This window comes from Mycobacterium paraintracellulare, assembly GCF_000276825.1.
Classification (GTDB): domain Bacteria; phylum Actinomycetota; class Actinomycetes; order Mycobacteriales; family Mycobacteriaceae; genus Mycobacterium; species Mycobacterium intracellulare.
Genome location: NC_016948.1, coordinates 3706724 through 3721717, shown reverse-complemented (window position 1 = coordinate 3721717; position 14994 = coordinate 3706724). Strand labels below are relative to the sequence as shown.

The 14994-nt window shown below is 69.7% G+C and carries 20 protein-coding genes; 9 read left to right on the top strand and 11 right to left on the bottom strand.

The genetic code is table 11. From position 1 onward, the window contains the following. Positions 1–18: 18 nt before the first annotated feature. Entirely contained in the window at positions 19–789 is a 771-nt protein-coding gene (locus tag OCQ_RS16870; RefSeq protein ID WP_014385333.1) for a sulfite exporter TauE/SafE family protein, read from the top strand. Between the two features lie 26 nt (positions 790–815). On the opposite strand, the gene OCQ_RS16865 is transcribed toward OCQ_RS16870, so the two are convergent. Together OCQ_RS16865 and OCQ_RS16860 are read right to left on the bottom strand one after the other, a co-directional pair. Then, positions 816–1901 carry a glutamate--cysteine ligase gene (locus OCQ_RS16865; RefSeq protein ID WP_014385332.1) on the bottom strand — a complete coding sequence of 362 codons (1086 nt, stop codon included), beginning with the start codon at positions 1899–1901 and terminating at the stop codon, positions 816–818. A 32-nt stretch (positions 1902–1933) separates the two neighbouring features. Further along, positions 1934–2371, bottom strand: a complete 438-nt coding sequence (locus OCQ_RS16860; RefSeq protein WP_009952641.1) for an anti-sigma factor antagonist — start codon at positions 2369–2371, stop codon at positions 1934–1936. Between the two features lie 153 nt (positions 2372–2524). Between OCQ_RS16860 and OCQ_RS16855 the strand changes: the two genes are divergently transcribed. Then, positions 2525–3142 (top strand): TetR/AcrR family transcriptional regulator, encoded by a 618-nt coding sequence (locus OCQ_RS16855; RefSeq protein WP_041785104.1) that lies wholly within the window; start codon positions 2525–2527, stop codon positions 3140–3142. On the opposite strand, the gene OCQ_RS16850 is transcribed toward OCQ_RS16855, so the two are convergent. Further along, positions 3143–3814, bottom strand: a complete 672-nt coding sequence (locus tag OCQ_RS16850) for a DedA family protein (RefSeq protein WP_014380543.1) — start codon at positions 3812–3814, stop codon at positions 3143–3145. A gap of 125 nt (positions 3815–3939) precedes the next feature. Between OCQ_RS16850 and OCQ_RS16845 the strand changes: the two genes are divergently transcribed. Next, positions 3940–4755: an IclR family transcriptional regulator gene (locus OCQ_RS16845; protein WP_014385330.1), complete on the top strand. Its 816-nt coding sequence runs from the start codon at positions 3940–3942 to the stop codon at positions 4753–4755. Here the strand turns inward: OCQ_RS16845 and OCQ_RS16840 are convergent, their stop codons facing one another. From OCQ_RS16840 to OCQ_RS16820, 5 genes are read right to left on the bottom strand one after another with little or no spacing between them, the layout of a single operon-like run. Continuing rightward, entirely contained in the window at positions 4756–5499 is a 744-nt protein-coding gene (locus OCQ_RS16840) for a class II aldolase/adducin family protein (protein WP_014385329.1), read from the bottom strand. It lies immediately after the preceding gene. Next, a complete protein-coding gene (gene hcaB, locus OCQ_RS16835; protein ID WP_014385328.1) occupies positions 5496–6314 on the bottom strand; it encodes a 3-(cis-5,6-dihydroxycyclohexa-1,3-dien-1-yl)propanoate dehydrogenase in 819 nt (272 codons plus the stop codon). The genes OCQ_RS16840 and hcaB overlap by 4 nt, the downstream gene beginning before the upstream one ends. Further along, positions 6298–6543 carry a hypothetical protein gene (locus OCQ_RS16830; protein WP_008258372.1) on the bottom strand — a complete coding sequence of 82 codons (246 nt, stop codon included), beginning with the start codon at positions 6541–6543 and terminating at the stop codon, positions 6298–6300. The genes hcaB and OCQ_RS16830 overlap by 17 nt, the downstream gene beginning before the upstream one ends. Continuing rightward, a complete protein-coding gene (locus tag OCQ_RS16825; RefSeq protein ID WP_009952632.1) occupies positions 6540–7070 on the bottom strand; it encodes a 3-phenylpropionate/cinnamic acid dioxygenase subunit beta in 531 nt (176 codons plus the stop codon). Before OCQ_RS16825 ends, OCQ_RS16830 begins: the two co-directional genes overlap by 4 nt. After that, a complete protein-coding gene (locus tag OCQ_RS16820; protein WP_014385327.1) occupies positions 7067–8413 on the bottom strand; it encodes an aromatic-ring-hydroxylating dioxygenase subunit alpha in 1347 nt (448 codons plus the stop codon). The genes OCQ_RS16825 and OCQ_RS16820 overlap by 4 nt, the downstream gene beginning before the upstream one ends. A gap of 273 nt (positions 8414–8686) precedes the next feature. Between OCQ_RS16820 and OCQ_RS16815 the strand changes: the two genes are divergently transcribed. From OCQ_RS16815 to OCQ_RS16795, 5 genes are read left to right on the top strand one after another with little or no spacing between them, the layout of a single operon-like run. Further along, positions 8687–9658: a Rieske 2Fe-2S domain-containing protein gene (locus OCQ_RS16815; protein WP_041785101.1), complete on the top strand. Its 972-nt coding sequence runs from the start codon at positions 8687–8689 to the stop codon at positions 9656–9658. Beyond that, positions 9655–10140 carry a hemerythrin domain-containing protein gene (locus OCQ_RS16810; RefSeq protein WP_008258355.1) on the top strand — a complete coding sequence of 162 codons (486 nt, stop codon included), beginning with the start codon at positions 9655–9657 and terminating at the stop codon, positions 10138–10140. Before OCQ_RS16815 ends, OCQ_RS16810 begins: the two co-directional genes overlap by 4 nt. 28 nt (positions 10141–10168) lie before the next feature. Next, positions 10169–10942: a protocatechuate 3,4-dioxygenase subunit beta gene (pcaH, locus tag OCQ_RS16805; protein WP_014385325.1), complete on the top strand. Its 774-nt coding sequence runs from the start codon at positions 10169–10171 to the stop codon at positions 10940–10942. Next, positions 10935–11555: a protocatechuate 3,4-dioxygenase subunit alpha gene (gene pcaG, locus OCQ_RS16800; protein WP_051019744.1), complete on the top strand. Its 621-nt coding sequence runs from the start codon at positions 10935–10937 to the stop codon at positions 11553–11555. Before pcaH ends, pcaG begins: the two co-directional genes overlap by 8 nt. Continuing rightward, a complete protein-coding gene (locus OCQ_RS16795; RefSeq protein ID WP_014385323.1) occupies positions 11552–12778 on the top strand; it encodes a lyase family protein in 1227 nt (408 codons plus the stop codon). The genes pcaG and OCQ_RS16795 overlap by 4 nt, the downstream gene beginning before the upstream one ends. 10 nt (positions 12779–12788) lie before the next feature. On the opposite strand, the gene OCQ_RS16790 is transcribed toward OCQ_RS16795, so the two are convergent. The 3 genes from OCQ_RS16790 to OCQ_RS16780 all read right to left on the bottom strand — a co-directional run bounded on the left by OCQ_RS16790 (position 12789) and on the right by OCQ_RS16780 (position 14477). After that, on the bottom strand, positions 12789–13052 hold the full coding sequence (locus OCQ_RS16790) for a hypothetical protein (protein WP_009952620.1): 264 nt from the start codon (positions 13050–13052) through the stop codon (positions 12789–12791). Positions 13053–13233: 181 nt separating this feature from the next. Continuing rightward, on the bottom strand, positions 13234–13446 hold the full coding sequence (locus OCQ_RS16785; protein WP_026071309.1) for a hypothetical protein: 213 nt from the start codon (positions 13444–13446) through the stop codon (positions 13234–13236). Between the two features lie 191 nt (positions 13447–13637). Further along, a complete protein-coding gene (locus OCQ_RS16780; protein ID WP_014385322.1) occupies positions 13638–14477 on the bottom strand; it encodes a class I SAM-dependent methyltransferase in 840 nt (279 codons plus the stop codon). A gap of 159 nt (positions 14478–14636) precedes the next feature. Between OCQ_RS16780 and fdxA the strand changes: the two genes are divergently transcribed. Next, positions 14637–14993: a ferredoxin gene (fdxA, locus tag OCQ_RS16775; RefSeq protein WP_008258347.1), complete on the top strand. Its 357-nt coding sequence runs from the start codon at positions 14637–14639 to the stop codon at positions 14991–14993. Position 14994: the final 1 nt, after the last annotated feature.

Sequence of the window (14994 nt, the reverse complement as noted above, 5' to 3'; positions counted from 1 at the left end):
TCGGTGTCGCCATTTCAGATGTTCCTCATATGCCTGGCCGGACTGGCGGCCGGGGCGATCAACGCGCTGGTCGGCTCCGGCACCCTGATCACCTTCCCAACGCTGGTTGCGCTCGGCTTTCCGCCCGTGACGGCCACCATGTCGAACGCGACGGGCCTGGTCGCCGGCAGCGTGTCGGCCACCTGGGGCTATCGCGCCGAGTTGCGCGGTCAGTGGGATCGGTTGCGCTGGCAGCTGCCGGCCTCGCTGGCCGGCGCGACGCTGGGCGCCTATCTGCTGTTGCATCTGCCCGAGAAGGTGTTCGCCGAGATCGTGCCGGTGCTGCTGGTGCTGGCGCTGGCGCTGGTGGTGATCGGGCCGCGGATCCAGGCGTGGACCGCCCGGCGCGCCGCGCAGGCGGGCCGCTCACCCGAGCACGTCCCGCCGGGGCGGATGGCGACGCTGGTGCTGGGCACCTTCGCCGTCGGCGTCTACGGCGGCTATTTCACCGCCGCCCAGGGCATTTTGCTAGTCGGGCTGATGGGGGCGTTGCTGCCGGAGTCGGTGCAACGCATGAACGCCGCCAAAAACCTCCTGGCCCTGGTGGTGAATGTGGTTGCCGCCGTTGCCTATACGGCTGCGGCGTTCGACCGGATCAGCTGGCCGGCCGCGGGGCTGATCGCGGCGGGCTCGCTGGTCGGTGGCCTGCTCGGGGCGCGTTACGGGCGCCGGCTGTCGGGCAGCGCGCTGCGCGCCATCATCGTGGTCGTCGGCCTGATCGGGCTGTATCGGCTCCTCGCGGTGGCCTGACGAGAACGGTTGTGCGGCAATGAGGCTCAACTCAGCGTGGCCGCGGCGGCTTCGGCGATGACGTCCGCCACCTCGCCGCGCTGGCGCCACGCCCGCAGCTGCCGCATCGCCCCATTGCCCCGCGTCGCGACGCGGTCGAGTTCGCGGACGACGTGCCCGTATTCCCCCAGCGACTCGAGCGCCGGGCGGACCCGTTGCACGAGCGCTCCCAGTTGCTCACGCGCCGGCACCGCCCCGCGGCCGTGGATCAAATCGAGTGTGCGCCCGGACAACCCGTCGTGCGCGGCCTTCCAATACGCCGCGCGCAGCGCGCCGGGCGGCAGGCGGCGGGCGTCGTCGGGTGAGTCGAGCGCCGTCATCACGGCGGCCCTGATCAACGTGGCCAGCAGCACGGTCTCGTCCACCGTGGCGGGCACGTCGGCCACGCGGACCTCCACCGTCGGGAACTCCACCGAAGGGCGCACGTCCCAATAGACCATGTCCTTGTCGAGGATCACCCCGGTGTCGACCAGCATGCGTACCGCGTCGTCGTATTCGCCGGGCGAGGCGAAGAACGGCGGCGCTCCCGCGGCGGGCCAGCGCCGCCACAGCACGCTGCGCCAGCTCGCGTAGCCGCTGTCGGCGTTGCGGTACACCCGCGAATTGGCCGACAGCGCAAGCAATGACGGCAGCCACGGCCGCAGCCAGTTGCTGACATGGATGGCCGCGGCACGGTCGGGCACCTGCACGTGCACGTGGCAGCCGCAGATGCCCTGCTCGTGGGCGATCATCCCGAACTCGTCGCCGATTCGGCGGTAGCGCGGGGTGTCGGTGACCGGGAACGCGTGCGGGGTGGCCGGCGGAAGCCCGCAGGCCAGCAGCTGGACGCCGACGGCCTGCGCGGCTTGCGCCGCGGTGCGCCGCAGCCGGCGCAGTTCCGCACCGAGCTCGGCGGCGCTCGCCGCCACGTCGGAACTGGTTTCCACCTGGCAGCTGCTCAGTTCCAGCTGCAGCGCGACGCCGCGGCGCTCGGCCTCGGCCGCCACGTCGGCGTTGCGCGGGGACGGCTCACCGGTTCGCGGGTCGACGAGGAGAAACTCTTCCTCCGCGCCGACGGTGGGATGGCCGCTCATTCAGCCGATTACGGCCGAGGAGTGCCGTGTGGTTACCAGCGCGCGGCCGCGGACAACGCGGAGTCGACGGTGGGGTAGATGGGCAGCACGCCGCCGAGCCCGCACGCGTCGATGATGCGGGCGACGATCGGCTCGCAGCTCACCAGCCGCAGATCGATGCCGCGTTTCTGGCAGCGCTTCGCCTCGTCGGCGAGCACCGCGAACGCGCAGCAGCCCATGAACTCGAGCCCGGTGACGTCGACGACGAACGGGCCGGGCGCGGTGACGACGCCGGCCGCCTCGCTGACCAGGTGGCGCCAGGTGTGCTCGTTGCACGCGTCGATCTCGCCCCCCGCGTAGATCAGCACCGCCGGGCCGCAACGATCGGCGGTCGCCCGTAGCGTGCTGTGCGGATCGCCCAGCTCATACACCAGCTTGGTGCTCAGCATGAGGTGAGTGGTGGGCAATTGTTCCGCAATGGCTGAGTTCATGATGGACCCCCTGATCGGCCGGCGTCCGAGACGCCGCGAGGATGCCCGTCCTAGTGTCTGAAGACCGACTGTTCGCGGATGCGAATCTCATTTGTATAACGAGACAGGGCGGTCTGTCTATGGGTCCGGGGCTAAGAGTACGGTAAGGCCCGTATGACAACCTCCGATGTCGGGACGCCTGCCGCGTCGGCGCGTGAGCGCGTGCTGACCGCGGCATATGAGCTGTTCAGCCGCCGCGGCATCCGCGCCGTGGGCACCGACGAGGTGATCGCGCGGGCCGGTGTCGCCAGGGCGACGCTGTACCGCCATTTCGCCACCAAGAACGACCTGGTGCTGGCCGTGCTGCAGCGCCGCGAAGAGCTCTGGACGCACGGTTTGATCGAGGAGCAGTCGCGGCAGCGCGGTACCACCCCGGAGGAACAGTTGCTGGCGATCTTCGACGTCATGCACGACTGGTTCCAGCTCCGCGACGGATACGAGGGCTGCTCGTTCATCAACGTGCTGCTCGAAGTCGGGCCGGACCATCCGGCCGGACAGGCCTGCATCACCCACATCGACCACGTCCGCGACATCGTGCGCGGCCGCGCGATCGCAGCGGGGTTGACCGACATCGAAGACTTCGCGTCGTCGTGGCACATCCTGATGAAGGGCGCCATCATCCTCGCCGCCGTCGGGGACCTCGACGCGGCGAAACGCGCCCGCCGGATGGCCCGCGCCCTGATCGACGAACACCGGCCGCCGCTGGTGGCGGACACCAGCGAGGCCGTTTAGTCAGACCGTGTCGGCTTGCGTGGCGGCCTCCGCGGTCTTGCTGTGATGCTCGGCCTCCAATTCCGCAATCGCCCGTGATGTGCGCTCGCGCAACAGGATTGCCGCGGTGAGACCGGCCACCACGGCGACCACCAGCCCGATCCAGGAGAACCGCTCCAGCCAGCGTTCGGCCGCGATGCCGGCGAAGTACACCAGCGCGGTCGTGCCGCCCGCCCAGCAGATGGCGCCCGAGACGTTGGCCGCCAGGAACCGCGGATAGTGCATCTTCAACGCACCCGCCAGCGGCCCGGCCAGAATCCGCAACAGCGCGATGAACCGGCCCAGGAAGACTGCCCGCGCGCCCCACCGGTTGAACAGTTTCTCGGCGAGCGCGACGTGTCCGGGACCGAAATGCTTGGGGAATCGCCGGCCGAGCCGGTCGAAGAGCGGCATGCCGAAGCGGCGCCCGATCGCGTACCCGATCGAATCTCCGATCACCGCGCCGATCACCGCGGCGGCGCCGACCCCGATCGGATTGACGGCCAGGTCGTGATGCGACGACATCAGGGCCGCGGTCACCAACACGATCTCGCCCGGCAGCGGGATGCCCAGGCTCTCGATCCCGACCACACCGCCGACCACCACGTAGACGGCGAGCGGCGGGATCGAGTGCAGCAAGGGCTCCACATTCATGCGTCAAGGATGCCTGACCGGCCCACGATCCGCGCCCCAAGGTGCGCGTTTCAATTCGCTTGGGGCGCCCAGACCCACGGGACGAAACCCTCCTGCGTCCGGCGCCCACTGGTTACCGTTGAGCCATGCCACCCAAGCGCGAGCGCGCCGCACGGGATGTCGCCGCGGCGGCGCCCGCCGATTCGCTTGCGCCGCAGTATCCGATCGAGTCGGTCGACAATGCGCTGCGACTGCTGTTGCTGCTGGGCGAACAACCCCAGATCCGGTTGAGCGAGGCGACCCGCTATCTGGGTGTGGCGTCGTCGACCGCGCACCGGTTGCTGGCGATGCTGGCCTACCGCGGGTTCGTCCGGCAGGACCCGGTGTCCAAGGCGTACCTGCCCGGCCCGTCATTGACCGGGGTGGCGTTCGCGATCTTCGGCCGCGTCGACATCGCGCGGTCGGCCGCACCCGTCCTTCGCGGCCTCAGCGAACAGCTGCGCGAGACCGTGCACGTCGGAATGCTGGACGGCGCCAGCGTCCGCTTCGTGGCCGCCGTCGAGGGGCCGGCCGCGGTGCGGGTGGCGTCCCGGCTGGGCCGCACGATGCCCGCGCACTGCACCTCGACGGGCAAGGTGATGCTGGCCCAGTTGTCGCCACCGGAATTGCGTGCGCTGCTGCCGCGCGAGCGGCTCGAGCGCATCACCGCGCATTCGATCGCCAGCCGCGCCGAGCTGGAAGCCGAGCTGTCGGACATCCGCGAACGCGGCTACGCCACGAACCGGGAGGAGAGCGAGGAGGGCGTCGCCTCGGTCGCCGTGCCCATCCCGGCCCGGGCGCCCGGCCTGCGGCTCGCGCTTAACGCCGCCGCGCCGCAACACGGGCTGGACCCCTCCCGGTATCCCGCGGTGGCCGCCGCACTTGTCAACGCCGCCAAGGAGATTGGCGATCTGCTCGGCTAGCTAGGCCGGCGACGACGCGGGCCCCGACGGGAGCCGCGCCACTTCGTGGCGCCAGGCCGCCTCGGCGGTGAGCGCGGGCCCCAGATCCGGCAGGTCCTCCCAGTCCGCGTCGTCGATGTCGCGCAGCGCGCCGCCCGCGGCGCGCACTCGCAACGCCATGCGGGCCAGCGCGTCGAGGCTGATCGCCTGCAGCACCGCCTGCGGCACCGTGGCCGCGGCGCTGGTGATTCCGTGTCCGCGGCAGATCACCACGGGCGCACCGCGCATGGCCGCCACCATCTCCTTGCCCAGCCGCGAATCCCGGATCAGCACGGCGCGTTCGTAGACGGGGACACCGCCGCGCGCCAGCCAGGCGCCGGGAATGTCGTAGGCGCCGTAGATGGGCCGGATCGTGATGCCGGCCAAATCGGCGGCGACCACCGCCGGCGGGTGCAGGTGCGCGACGGCCGTGTGGCGCGGGTCGGCGAGCATGGTCTCGACGTGGATGGGCAGTTCGTTGGGCACCCGGTACCCGTCGAGTTCGCCTGGGGCGCCGGCGCTGCCGTCGAATCGGACCAGCCGGATGTCGCTGGGCCGGGTGAACGCCACCCCGTCGTCGGCGTCGCTGCGGCAGCGCACCAGCAGGCGCTCGTCGTCGACCCGCTGGCTCAGGTGGCCGAGGATGCCGTCGACCAGGCCGCGGGCGGCCGCGACGCGGCATCCCTGCGCGACCAGGGTCCGCTGCCGCTCCAGCCGGTCGGTCATGGTTCGGTCCCTTTCGGGTCGGGTTTCGTTGCGCCGAGGCCGAATCCGCCGTCGGGACGCACGGTCTCGCCGGTGATCCCGCGGGAGCGGTCGGACGCCAGGAACACATAACTGAACGCGTGGTCTTCGCCGGTGAGCGCGACGTGCAGGGGAGTGCGGTCCGCCACCTCGCGGGCCCGGCCGGGTCTGTCGTCGAGCCGGGTGTCGCCCAGCCCCAGGCTGGCGAGGCCGCGCAGATCGGTGTTCAGCGTGCCGCCGGGCGCCACCCCGTTGACCCGGATCCCGGGCGCCAACTCGTGGGCCAGCGCCGAAACCAGGCCGCGCACCGCGAATTTCGAGGCGACGTAGAGTGCGCCGCCGCGCCCCGGGTAGAACGACGAGGCGGACTCGGTCAGCACGATCGAGGCCCCTTTCGCGTGCCGCAGCGCCGGGATCGCCGCCTTGACCGACTGCATGTGGCTGAGCACGTTGGTGCGAAACATCTCGTCGAACGCGCCGGGCAGGTCGGGCGGGTCGATGTCGCCGATGCCCCTGTAGAAGTCGAAGATTCCGACGCAGTTGACCAGCGTGTCCAGCCCGCCGAAGGCGTCCACCGCGGCGGTGACGGCCCGTTCGTTGGCGTCGTAGGCGGTCGCGTCGCCCTCGGTCACCGGTACGTCGGGCAGCTGCGCGCGCAGCGCGGCGCACTTCTCCGGAACGCGTTCCAGCGCGGCGACTTTCGCGCCCTCGCTGCGAAACGCGTCGAGGATGGCGCGCCCGATTCCCGAACCCGCGCCGACGACCAGTGCGCGCTTGCCCTCAAGCCAGCCCGTCATCGCGCTCCTCGGGATCGTCGGGCAGCAGCGGCGCGTGGGAATTGCCGACCATGGCGGCCAGAGTACGGGGGTTCTGCCAGGTCAAGGCCTCGACCTCGAGCGCGTCCAGCGTGATCGACTCCCCGGACCTGGGGGCGCTGATCAGCAGGCGTGACCCGTTGCGGGTGTCGATCCGGCGCACCACGACCTCGGTGAATTCGTTGGCGATCGTGATGGGTTCGTCGCTCATAGGAACACCGCCAGGTTCTGCATCCGTAGCACCGACTCGTCGGCGAGGATGGTGCGCCGCGCCAGCTTGAAGCGATCGCCACACCGGCGCAGGAGGTCCTCGCGCCCGCAGGACAGCAGGGCGGCCTCGTTGACGTCGCCGCGGCTGCGGAACAGCAGCTCGGCCGATTCGACGACCACGTCCTCGGAATCGTCGCACTCGAAGGTGCGCACGTTGGTGATGAAGTGCCGCAGCCGCGACGGCGGGTCCTCGGCCCACACGTGCTCGGTGCCCATCCGCGCGACCCGCTGGGTCAGGGAGTACTTGTCCTCATCGAAATGGGCCATTCCGGGCTCGGGAAAGGGCGACGCGTCGAATCCCGCGCCGCGCGCGGCGGTGACCCGCACCGGCATGGTGTAGCGGACGTCGTCGGTCAGCGTGTCCAGCCACGCCTCATACCGTTGGGCGTCGAGCAGGTAGGCCTCGTCCACCAGGAACTGGTGCGCCTCGAGGTGTCGAGTGTCGCTGAAGGGCAGGGGCTTTCTCACGCGCCGGCCCCCTGCAGGTAGTCGGCCCACATGGTCAAAAGCGCCCGCTGGTTGTGCTCGTTGTAGCCGACCTGGGCGCGTCCGGGGCCGTGAAAAGCGTTGGGCGCCAACGGCTCGACGACGGGGCGGTCGTCGGCGAGCAGGCCCATGCGGCTGTTCAGCAGCAGCCGCCGCGCCATCGAACCGCCCGCGGTGGTGGTCAGCGACACCCAGTTCTCCACATCGTCCTGTTCGAACATGCCCGTCGACCCGAAGCACATCAGATACGCCTTGTACGAATCCTGTTTGTACTGCGGGGGAGCGGCGGAGTCCACGGCGAACCACGAACACACTTCGGTCTCGTTCTCGCTGATGGGTTGCCACAACCGGATCGAGATGAACGGCAGCACCTCGTCATCGCGATCGCGCACCTTGGGCCAGTTGTGCACGAAACTCAGGTTCGGAAAGCAGGTCGCCGCGGAGATCATGAACCCGTCCTCGCCGACGACCCGCTGCTGTTGCGGGGTCCACACGCCCTTGATGCGGCCGATCATCTCGGCGGGGTAGCCGACGTAGCGCATCCGCTCCTCGAAGCCACCGGGGGGCAGTTTGTAGGTGGTGCCCCCGCCGCGGTGCGCCCAGTAGGTGGCGCCGTCCTTGCGCTTCTGGGCTTTCGGCTCGCGGAACAGGCCGATCTCGACGATCGACGCGTGGGTGTGTGGGGTGTGGTACATGTCGCCGGCGAAGTTCTCCGCGCCGATCTTCCAGTTCGCCTTGATCCGCCAGCGCTGCGGCCCCCGCACCTCGACGCCGCCGGCGCTCTGCTTGGTGTAGTAGTCCAGGTAGAACTTGAAGTCGCCCAGGAAGTCTTCCAGCGGTTCGGCATTCGGATCAAGGCTGATGAACAGCAGGCCGTTGTAGCTCGCGAAATTCGGTGCGGGCAACAGGGTTTGGTCCTTGGCGAACCCCTCGTCGCCGCCGTAGGCCTCCCGGTGGAACGGCAGCCCGGTGAGCCGTCCGTCGTTGCGGTAGGTCCAGCCGTGGTAGGGGCAGCGGAAGTTGGAGGCGTTTCCCATCTCCGCGCGACAGACCTGCATCCCGCGATGCAGGCACATATTGAACAGGGCCCGCACCTCGCCGGCGGAATCCCGGGTGATGATGAACGAGTCGTCGAGCACCCGGCGCACCACGTAGTCGCCGTCGTGCGGGATTTCGGACTCATGCCCCACGAAGGTCCACGCCCGGCCGAACAGCCGTTCTTTCTCCAGCGCGAACAGTTCCTTGTCGTTGTAGATGTGTGCGGGGATCATCCCGCGGCGCACGTTCTCGAAGACTTCGAGTAATCCGCCGTCCCGGTGCGCCATGACTCCCTCTGATCTACAGAAATACTCTCCGCTCAGAAGAATCCCGCAGTCTTCGGCGCCGGTCAACCGCCGGGCGCCCGCGTCGCCAGGTTGTCCGCAGAATCCTTGGGGCCGATTCACAGGCGGCGCGCAATTACAAGCCGGAAGCCCCCGGCTACCGTGGGTCACGGCGGCGGTTCGGCGTATGTGAGCGCGGAGTAAACTGCCGGTAATCGTTCGGTTTTGCGGTTATTAACCGCTTATTTCCACTGATTTGAGGAAAGGCAGGGTGCGATGGTGGGTCGGCCACGCGGGGGTCGATTGCAGCAGGTCGGATCCAAGGTTCTGGCCGCTATCGGGCGCCAGGAGTGGATGGATCGGCCGAGCTATCGGTTCGAACACCTGCTCAGCTTCGCCTACAACGGGCTCGGCGGCGCCCGCAACACCGTTACCAACGCGCTCAACGGGGTCTGGCTCGGGCACCCGGTGCACCCGCCGTTGGCGTCGCTGACCAGCGGCGCGCTCGGCACGACGGTGGCGCTGGACGTCCTCAGCGTGCTGCCGGGCCAGCCCGCATCCGAGGTCGTCGACGCCTCACGATTCGCCTCCCGCGCCCTCGGGGTCGGCATCCTGGCGAGCCTGGGCTCGGCCGTCACCGGCGTCACCGACTGGCAGCACACCCACGAGGAGGACCGCCGCGTCGGCGCGGTGCACGGCCTGCTGAACGTCGCCGCCACCGCGCTGTACATGCAGTCGTGGTGGGACCGTCGCAAGGGACGCCACGGGCGAGGCATCGTGCTCACCGCGCTGGGCTACGGCATCACCGTCGCCGGCAGCTACCTCGGTGGGGCGCTGGTCTTCGACTCCGGCATCGGCATCGACCAGTCCGGTCCGCGGCTGCGCACCTCCACGTGGACGCCGGTGCTGCCCGCGAGCTCGCTCAACGGCAAACCGGTGCGCGTCGAGGTCGACGGTGTGGGCCTGGTGGTCTGTCAGACCACGCCCGGTGAAGTCGCGGCGTACGGAGAATTCTGCCCCCACCTGGCCGCCCCGATGGCCGACGGCTGGATGGACCGCGGCCGGTTGGTGTGCCCCTGGCACGGCTCGTGGTTCGCCGCCGAATCCGGCGAAGTGGTGCGCGGTCCGGCGGCAGCGCCGCTGCCGTGCTACGAGGCCCGGTTGGTCGACGGAGTGGTCGAAGTCCGCGGTGAGCAGCAGCCCGCTCCCGGCGGCGCGGTCGGAATCGCTAAAGGAGGAGCCAATTGAACGCCTACGACGTTCTCAAAGAACACCACATCGTGCTCAAGGGCCTCGGCCGCAAGGTCAGCGAGGCACCGCTGAATTCCGAAGAGCGCCATGCCCTTTTCGACGACATGCTGATCGAGCTCGACATCCACTTCCGGATCGAGGACGACCTGTACTACCCGGCGCTGCGCGCGGCCACCAAGCTGATCGCGGTCGCCCACGCCGAACACCGCCAGGTCGTCGACCAGCTTTCCGTGTTGCTCAAGACGCCGCAGAGTGCGCCGGGGTATGAGGACGAGTGGAATTCGTTCAAGACCGTGCTGGAGGCGCACGCGGACGAAGAGGAACGCGACATGATCCCGGCCCCTCCGCAGGTGAAGATCACCGACGCGGAGCTCGAGGAGTTGGGCAACAAGATGGCCGCCACGATCGAGCAATACCGCGGCTCGGCCGTGCACCGCCTGCGGACCAAGGGGCGCGCGGCGTTGATCCGCGCCCTGTAGGGGAGCATCGAGAGTAGCGTCACGGCTCATGGACGCCGGGTGTGTCGCTTCTCAGGCTGACATCACGGCGGAGATCGCCCGCATCGCAGCGCAATACCCGGGCGGCGCCGGGGCAGGCCCGGCGCACGATCAGCCGCTCCTGGACTATCCGCCGTACAGCAGCACGACGCTGCGCCATCCCAAGCATCCCCTGGTCGCGGTCGATCCCGAGGGGATCGAGCTCTGGGCGCCGTGCTTCGGCCACCAGGACGTCGACCCGCTCGACGCCGACCTGACGGCCGGGCATCCGGGCGAGCCGATCGGGGAGCGCGTCGCGGTGACCGGACGCGTCGTCGACGAAGGCGGCCGGCCGGTGGCCGGTCAGCTGGTCGAGATCTGGCAAGCCAATGCCGCCGGGCGCTACCGCCACCAGCGCGACCAGCACCCGGCCCCGCTCGACCCCAACTTCACCGGCGCCGGCCGCTGCCTGACCGGGCCGGACGGCTCCTATCGGTTCCTGACCGTCAAGCCCGGCCCCTACCCGTGGCGCAACCATCGCAACGCCTGGCGCCCGGCGCACATCCATTTCTCCGTTTTCGGAACGGCTTTCACCCAGCGCCTGGTCACCCAGATGTACTTCCCGGGCGACCCCCTGTTCGAGCTGGATCCGATCTTCCAGTCGATCCTCGATCCCGCCGCGCGGCAACGGCTGATCGCCCGCTACGACCACGACCTGACCCAGCCCGAGTACGCGACCGGGTACCGGTGGGACATCGTCCTGACCGGCGGCGCGCCGACACCCACCGAGGGCGCGCATGACTGAAACAGCCTGCACCCCAGGGCAAACGGTCGGACCCTTCCTCGACCTGGGATTGCCGTACCCCGGTGACAGCGAGCTGGTCGACGACGGCCACCCGCAGGCCATCCGGCTGCACGGCACGGTGTACGACGGCGGCGACGCCGCGGTCCCCGATGCCCTGGTCGAACTCTGGCAGCCCGATACCGCGGGGCGCATTGCGCGGCAGGCCGGTTCGCTGCGCCGATCCCACGCGTCGATCGCAAGCGCGGCGCTTGCGCCGGGCGCAGCGGGTCGGCGCCATCGAGACCCGTCGTTCACCGGCTGGGGGCGCTGCGCGACCGACGACGCCGGACGCTACGCGTTCACCACCCTGACCCCGGGTTCGGTGATCGACGGGCGCCCGCCGTTCTTCGCGCTCACCGTGTTCGCGCGGGGGCTGTTGAACCGGTTGTTCACCCGCGCCTACCTGCCCGGAGCCGACCCGGACGCCGATCCGCTGTTGGCCGCCGTCCCCGCCGAGCGTCTGGAAACGTTGCTCTGCGTGGCCGAAAATGACGGCGCCGCATACCGTTTCGACATCCACCTGCAGGGGCTGGCCGAGACCGTGTTCCTGGCGTACCGGGCGGACGCGCGATGACGAATCTGCTGTGGCCCGGAGACCATCGAGCCGGCGAGCACATGACCGACGGGGCGCTGCTGGGTTCGATGGTCGCGGTGGAATCCGCGTGGCTGAGCGCGCTGGCGGGCGCCGGCCTGACAGCCGCCGAGTGTGTCGGTGTGGAGCTGCGGAATCTGGTGACGCACGACGACTGCGAGGCGCTCGCGGCCTCCGCCGAAGACGGCGGCAACCCGGTGATCCCGTTGGTGAACCTGCTGCGCGAGCGCGCGGAGCCGGCCGTCGCGCCGTGGATCCACCGCGGACTCACCAGCCAGGACGTCCTGGACACCGGCCTGATGCTGGCCACGCGCGCGGTCGCCGACGACCTGATCACGCAGCTGAGAGAGCAGATCTCGGCGCTGTCCGAACTCGTCACGCGGCACCGGGCCACGCCGATGGTGGCCCGCACCCTTACCCAGCACGCCGCACCCACCACCTTCGGCGCCAAGGCCGCCGCTTGGCTGAACGGGGTCGTCGACGCCTTCGACCGGATGGCCGCGCTGACCACGCCCGTCCAAATCGGCGGCGCCGCGGGCACATTGGCCGCCACCACGGAGTTGGCGGCGCTGCTCACCGGCGGCTCCGACCCGGCCGGGGTGGCGGCCGGCGTCGCCGCCGACACGGCAACCGCATTGGGCCTGGCGCCGCGGGCGCCCTGGCACACGGCCCGCGCGCCGATCACCGGCGCCGCCGACGCGTTCGTCGGCTGCACCGACTGCTGGGGCCGCATCGCCTCCGACATCGTCACACTGGCCCGCCCCGAGATCGCCGAACTCAGCGAGCCGACGGCCGACAACCGGGGCGGCTCGTCGTCCATGCCGCACAAGCGTAACCCCGTGTTGTCCATCCTGATTCGCCGCGCCGCGCTGTCGGCGCCGCCGTTGGCCGCCACCTTGCACACCGCCGCGGCGCTGGCCGACGACGAACGGCCCGACGGGGCGTGGCACGCCGAATGGGACACCCTGCGCACGCTGGGCCGGCGCACCGTGGTCGCGGGATCCCAAACCGCGGAGTTGCTGACCGGCCTGACCGTGCACACGCAGCGCATGGCCGAAAACCTCGATGCCGCAGATGTTTTGGGTGAGCAGCAAGCGATCGCCGAGCTGGTGGGTAAAGACCCGTCACCGACCTACTTCGGCGCCGCCGACCGGCTGATCGACGACAGCCTAGGCCGTGCCGCGCGGGCACTCGCTCAGCGCTGAGTCGCGATTCTCAGTCGGCCACCGCGATCTCGATGGACAAGCACTCACTCAGGGCGTGCGCCGCCGCCCAGTCGCCGCCGCACACGGCGCGCTCGAGTTCGTCGACCAGCGGGCTGTCGGCTCCCAGGTCCGCCAGCCACGCCGACACCGTCGCCGTGATCTGATGGGCGGGCACCCGGGCGACGTGCCCGCGGTGGAGTCGGTCGGTCAACTGGTAGATCGTGGCCGTCGGCCTGCGCTGCGGCCAATGAACCATCCATTTCGGTGAATTCATCGTCCCCTCCCCGCTAGCCTCAACGACTCATCCATCCCCGGCGGCACGTCCAGCGTTAGAGCGCAATAGTACGTCCGTACCAATGCGTGGGTTGTCATTTCGGCCGTCAAAACTCGAACTTTTTCGCGGTTTTTGTTCATCGCGGTCGCCTACCTGGTTCTGCAGCAGAAGAGCAGGCCGATCAATGCCGCGCCAATGAGGCACGGCCCGCCCGGGACATGATGCGTTGCAAGACGTTGTGGGACAGGTCGCCGTCGTTGGCCACCCTGGCGAGGCCGCGCCGCCTCAGGAACATGTCGAGCCGCCGATCGGGTGACCAATCGGCGTAGATGGCACCGAGGTAATGCGACTGCAGGAAATCCGACGCCAACGCGTCGAGGTCGGAATCCGTCAGCGACGGTGGGCTAGCACCCATGCTCGGCAAGCTCCTTCGTTCTCCCCACAACTGCCGCAGCCAAGTTACGTCAGGGGGCGTCACTAAACCGTCACGCGGAGATTGCGGAACGGGCCCAAACTCGGGACCCGATATCGGAAGCGGCGCAAGGCCGAACGGCGCAGGCCGTCCCGAAAGCCTTCCGGGGCCGGTCAGCCGGTGGCCGATGCCGCCGGCTTGTGGGCGACGATCGCGACGGCGGCCAGTTGCTTGCGGTGCTTGCGGAACGTGCGGCGCATCGCCAGGACCCGTTTGCGGGCATCGCGGTGCAGGAGCACGTTCCTGGCGAACCGCAGGGCCCCGAACAGGCCCTCGTCGGAGACCAGCCGGCGGGGCTGTAGCAGGGCCATCGGTGCGGTGGCGACGTTGTCGACCACCAGTCCGTGCTCGGCGAGCAGTTTCGACCACTCCGCGATCGTCAGCGGCCGCGCGTTCACCTTGATCGAACGCGCGAGCCCCTGCCGGATCTCGGTGCTGACCTCCTCCGACACTGTGTCCGGGATGAGGGCGAGTTCGTGGATCGCGTAGCGGCCCCCCGGCCGCAGCACGCGGGCCGCCTCGGCGACGATGGCCTGTTTGGCCGCGTCGCCCTGCATGGTCAGCATCGCCTCTCCGACGACGACATCGCTGCTGGCGTCCGGCAACCCGGTCTCCGCCGCGTCCGCCACCCGCACGGCGGCATTCTGCGCACCGAGATCGGAAAGCACGCCGCGGACCATGTTGGCCGCGTCCGGGTCGCCCTCGGCGCCGACGTAGGACCGCGGACCGCGGGCCACGATCTCGGTGGCGGTGCGGCCCAGGCCCGGCGCCAGCTCGACCACATCGGCGCCGCCCAGCTCCGCGCGCGACAGCAGGGTGCGGGTCAGCTCGACCCCGCCGGGGCGCAACACTCGCTTGCCGAGCCGGGCCAACAGCCAATGGCCGGCGACCGCGCTGTCGTCACGGCGCGATGCCGGCAGCGGAAGTTCGGAACCTGCTCGTTGTCCTGGCATCAGATCTCCTGTCGCGCAGCGCCTTGCGGTGAGGCCAGGGCCAACTCGTGGTACCCATGGCGCACCGGGGGCGGGGTGTCGATGAGCCTACCGTCGGCCTTCACCGTTCTTAGGCCTCGAACCCAATTTTTACAAGACATGTTGTGTAAACTGTAGCCCATGACTTACGCGATCGGGAAGCCATGCGTCGATGTGATGGATCGCGCCTGCGTCGACGAGTGTCCCGTGGATTGCATTTACGAGGGCGGCCGCGCGCTCTACATTCATCCAGACGAGTGTGTCGACTGCGGCGCGTGCGAGCCGGTTTGTCCGGTGGAGGCGATTTACTACGAAGATGACCTGCCCGAGGATCTCCAGCCGCACCTGGCCGACAATGCAGCATTCTTCGCCGAGACGCTGCCGGGCCGCGACGAACCCCTGGGGTCCCCGGGCGGGGCGGCCAAGGTCGGCCCGCTCGGCGTCGACACACCGCTGGTGGCGGGTCAGCCCAGTGCCGCCCATTCGGACGGGGCTTGAA

Coding starts and splice junctions, on each gene's coding strand:
- OCQ_RS16870 (WP_014385333.1), top strand. CDS start 19: ATGTTCCTCATATGCCTGGCCGGACTGGCGGCCGGGGCGATCAACGCG.
- OCQ_RS16865 (WP_014385332.1), bottom strand. CDS start 1,901: ATGAGCGGCCATCCCACCGTCGGCGCGGAGGAAGAGTTTCTCCTCGTC.
- OCQ_RS16860 (WP_009952641.1), bottom strand. CDS start 2,371: ATGAACTCAGCCATTGCGGAACAATTGCCCACCACTCACCTCATGCTG.
- OCQ_RS16855 (WP_041785104.1), top strand. CDS start 2,525: ATGACAACCTCCGATGTCGGGACGCCTGCCGCGTCGGCGCGTGAGCGC.
- OCQ_RS16850 (WP_014380543.1), bottom strand. CDS start 3,814: ATGAATGTGGAGCCCTTGCTGCACTCGATCCCGCCGCTCGCCGTCTAC.
- OCQ_RS16845 (WP_014385330.1), top strand. CDS start 3,940: ATGCCACCCAAGCGCGAGCGCGCCGCACGGGATGTCGCCGCGGCGGCG.
- OCQ_RS16840 (WP_014385329.1), bottom strand. CDS start 5,499: ATGACCGACCGGCTGGAGCGGCAGCGGACCCTGGTCGCGCAGGGATGC.
- hcaB (WP_014385328.1), bottom strand. CDS start 6,314: ATGACGGGCTGGCTTGAGGGCAAGCGCGCACTGGTCGTCGGCGCGGGT.
- OCQ_RS16830 (WP_008258372.1), bottom strand. CDS start 6,543: ATGAGCGACGAACCCATCACGATCGCCAACGAATTCACCGAGGTCGTG.
- OCQ_RS16820 (WP_014385327.1), bottom strand. CDS start 8,413: ATGGCGCACCGGGACGGCGGATTACTCGAAGTCTTCGAGAACGTGCGC.
- OCQ_RS16815 (WP_041785101.1), top strand. CDS start 8,687: ATGGTGGGTCGGCCACGCGGGGGTCGATTGCAGCAGGTCGGATCCAAG.
- pcaH (WP_014385325.1), top strand. CDS start 10,169: ATGGACGCCGGGTGTGTCGCTTCTCAGGCTGACATCACGGCGGAGATC.
- pcaG (WP_051019744.1), top strand. CDS start 10,935: ATGACTGAAACAGCCTGCACCCCAGGGCAAACGGTCGGACCCTTCCTC.
- OCQ_RS16795 (WP_014385323.1), top strand. CDS start 11,552: ATGACGAATCTGCTGTGGCCCGGAGACCATCGAGCCGGCGAGCACATG.
- OCQ_RS16790 (WP_009952620.1), bottom strand. CDS start 13,052: ATGAATTCACCGAAATGGATGGTTCATTGGCCGCAGCGCAGGCCGACG.
- OCQ_RS16780 (WP_014385322.1), bottom strand. CDS start 14,477: ATGCCAGGACAACGAGCAGGTTCCGAACTTCCGCTGCCGGCATCGCGC.
- fdxA (WP_008258347.1), top strand. CDS start 14,637: ATGACTTACGCGATCGGGAAGCCATGCGTCGATGTGATGGATCGCGCC.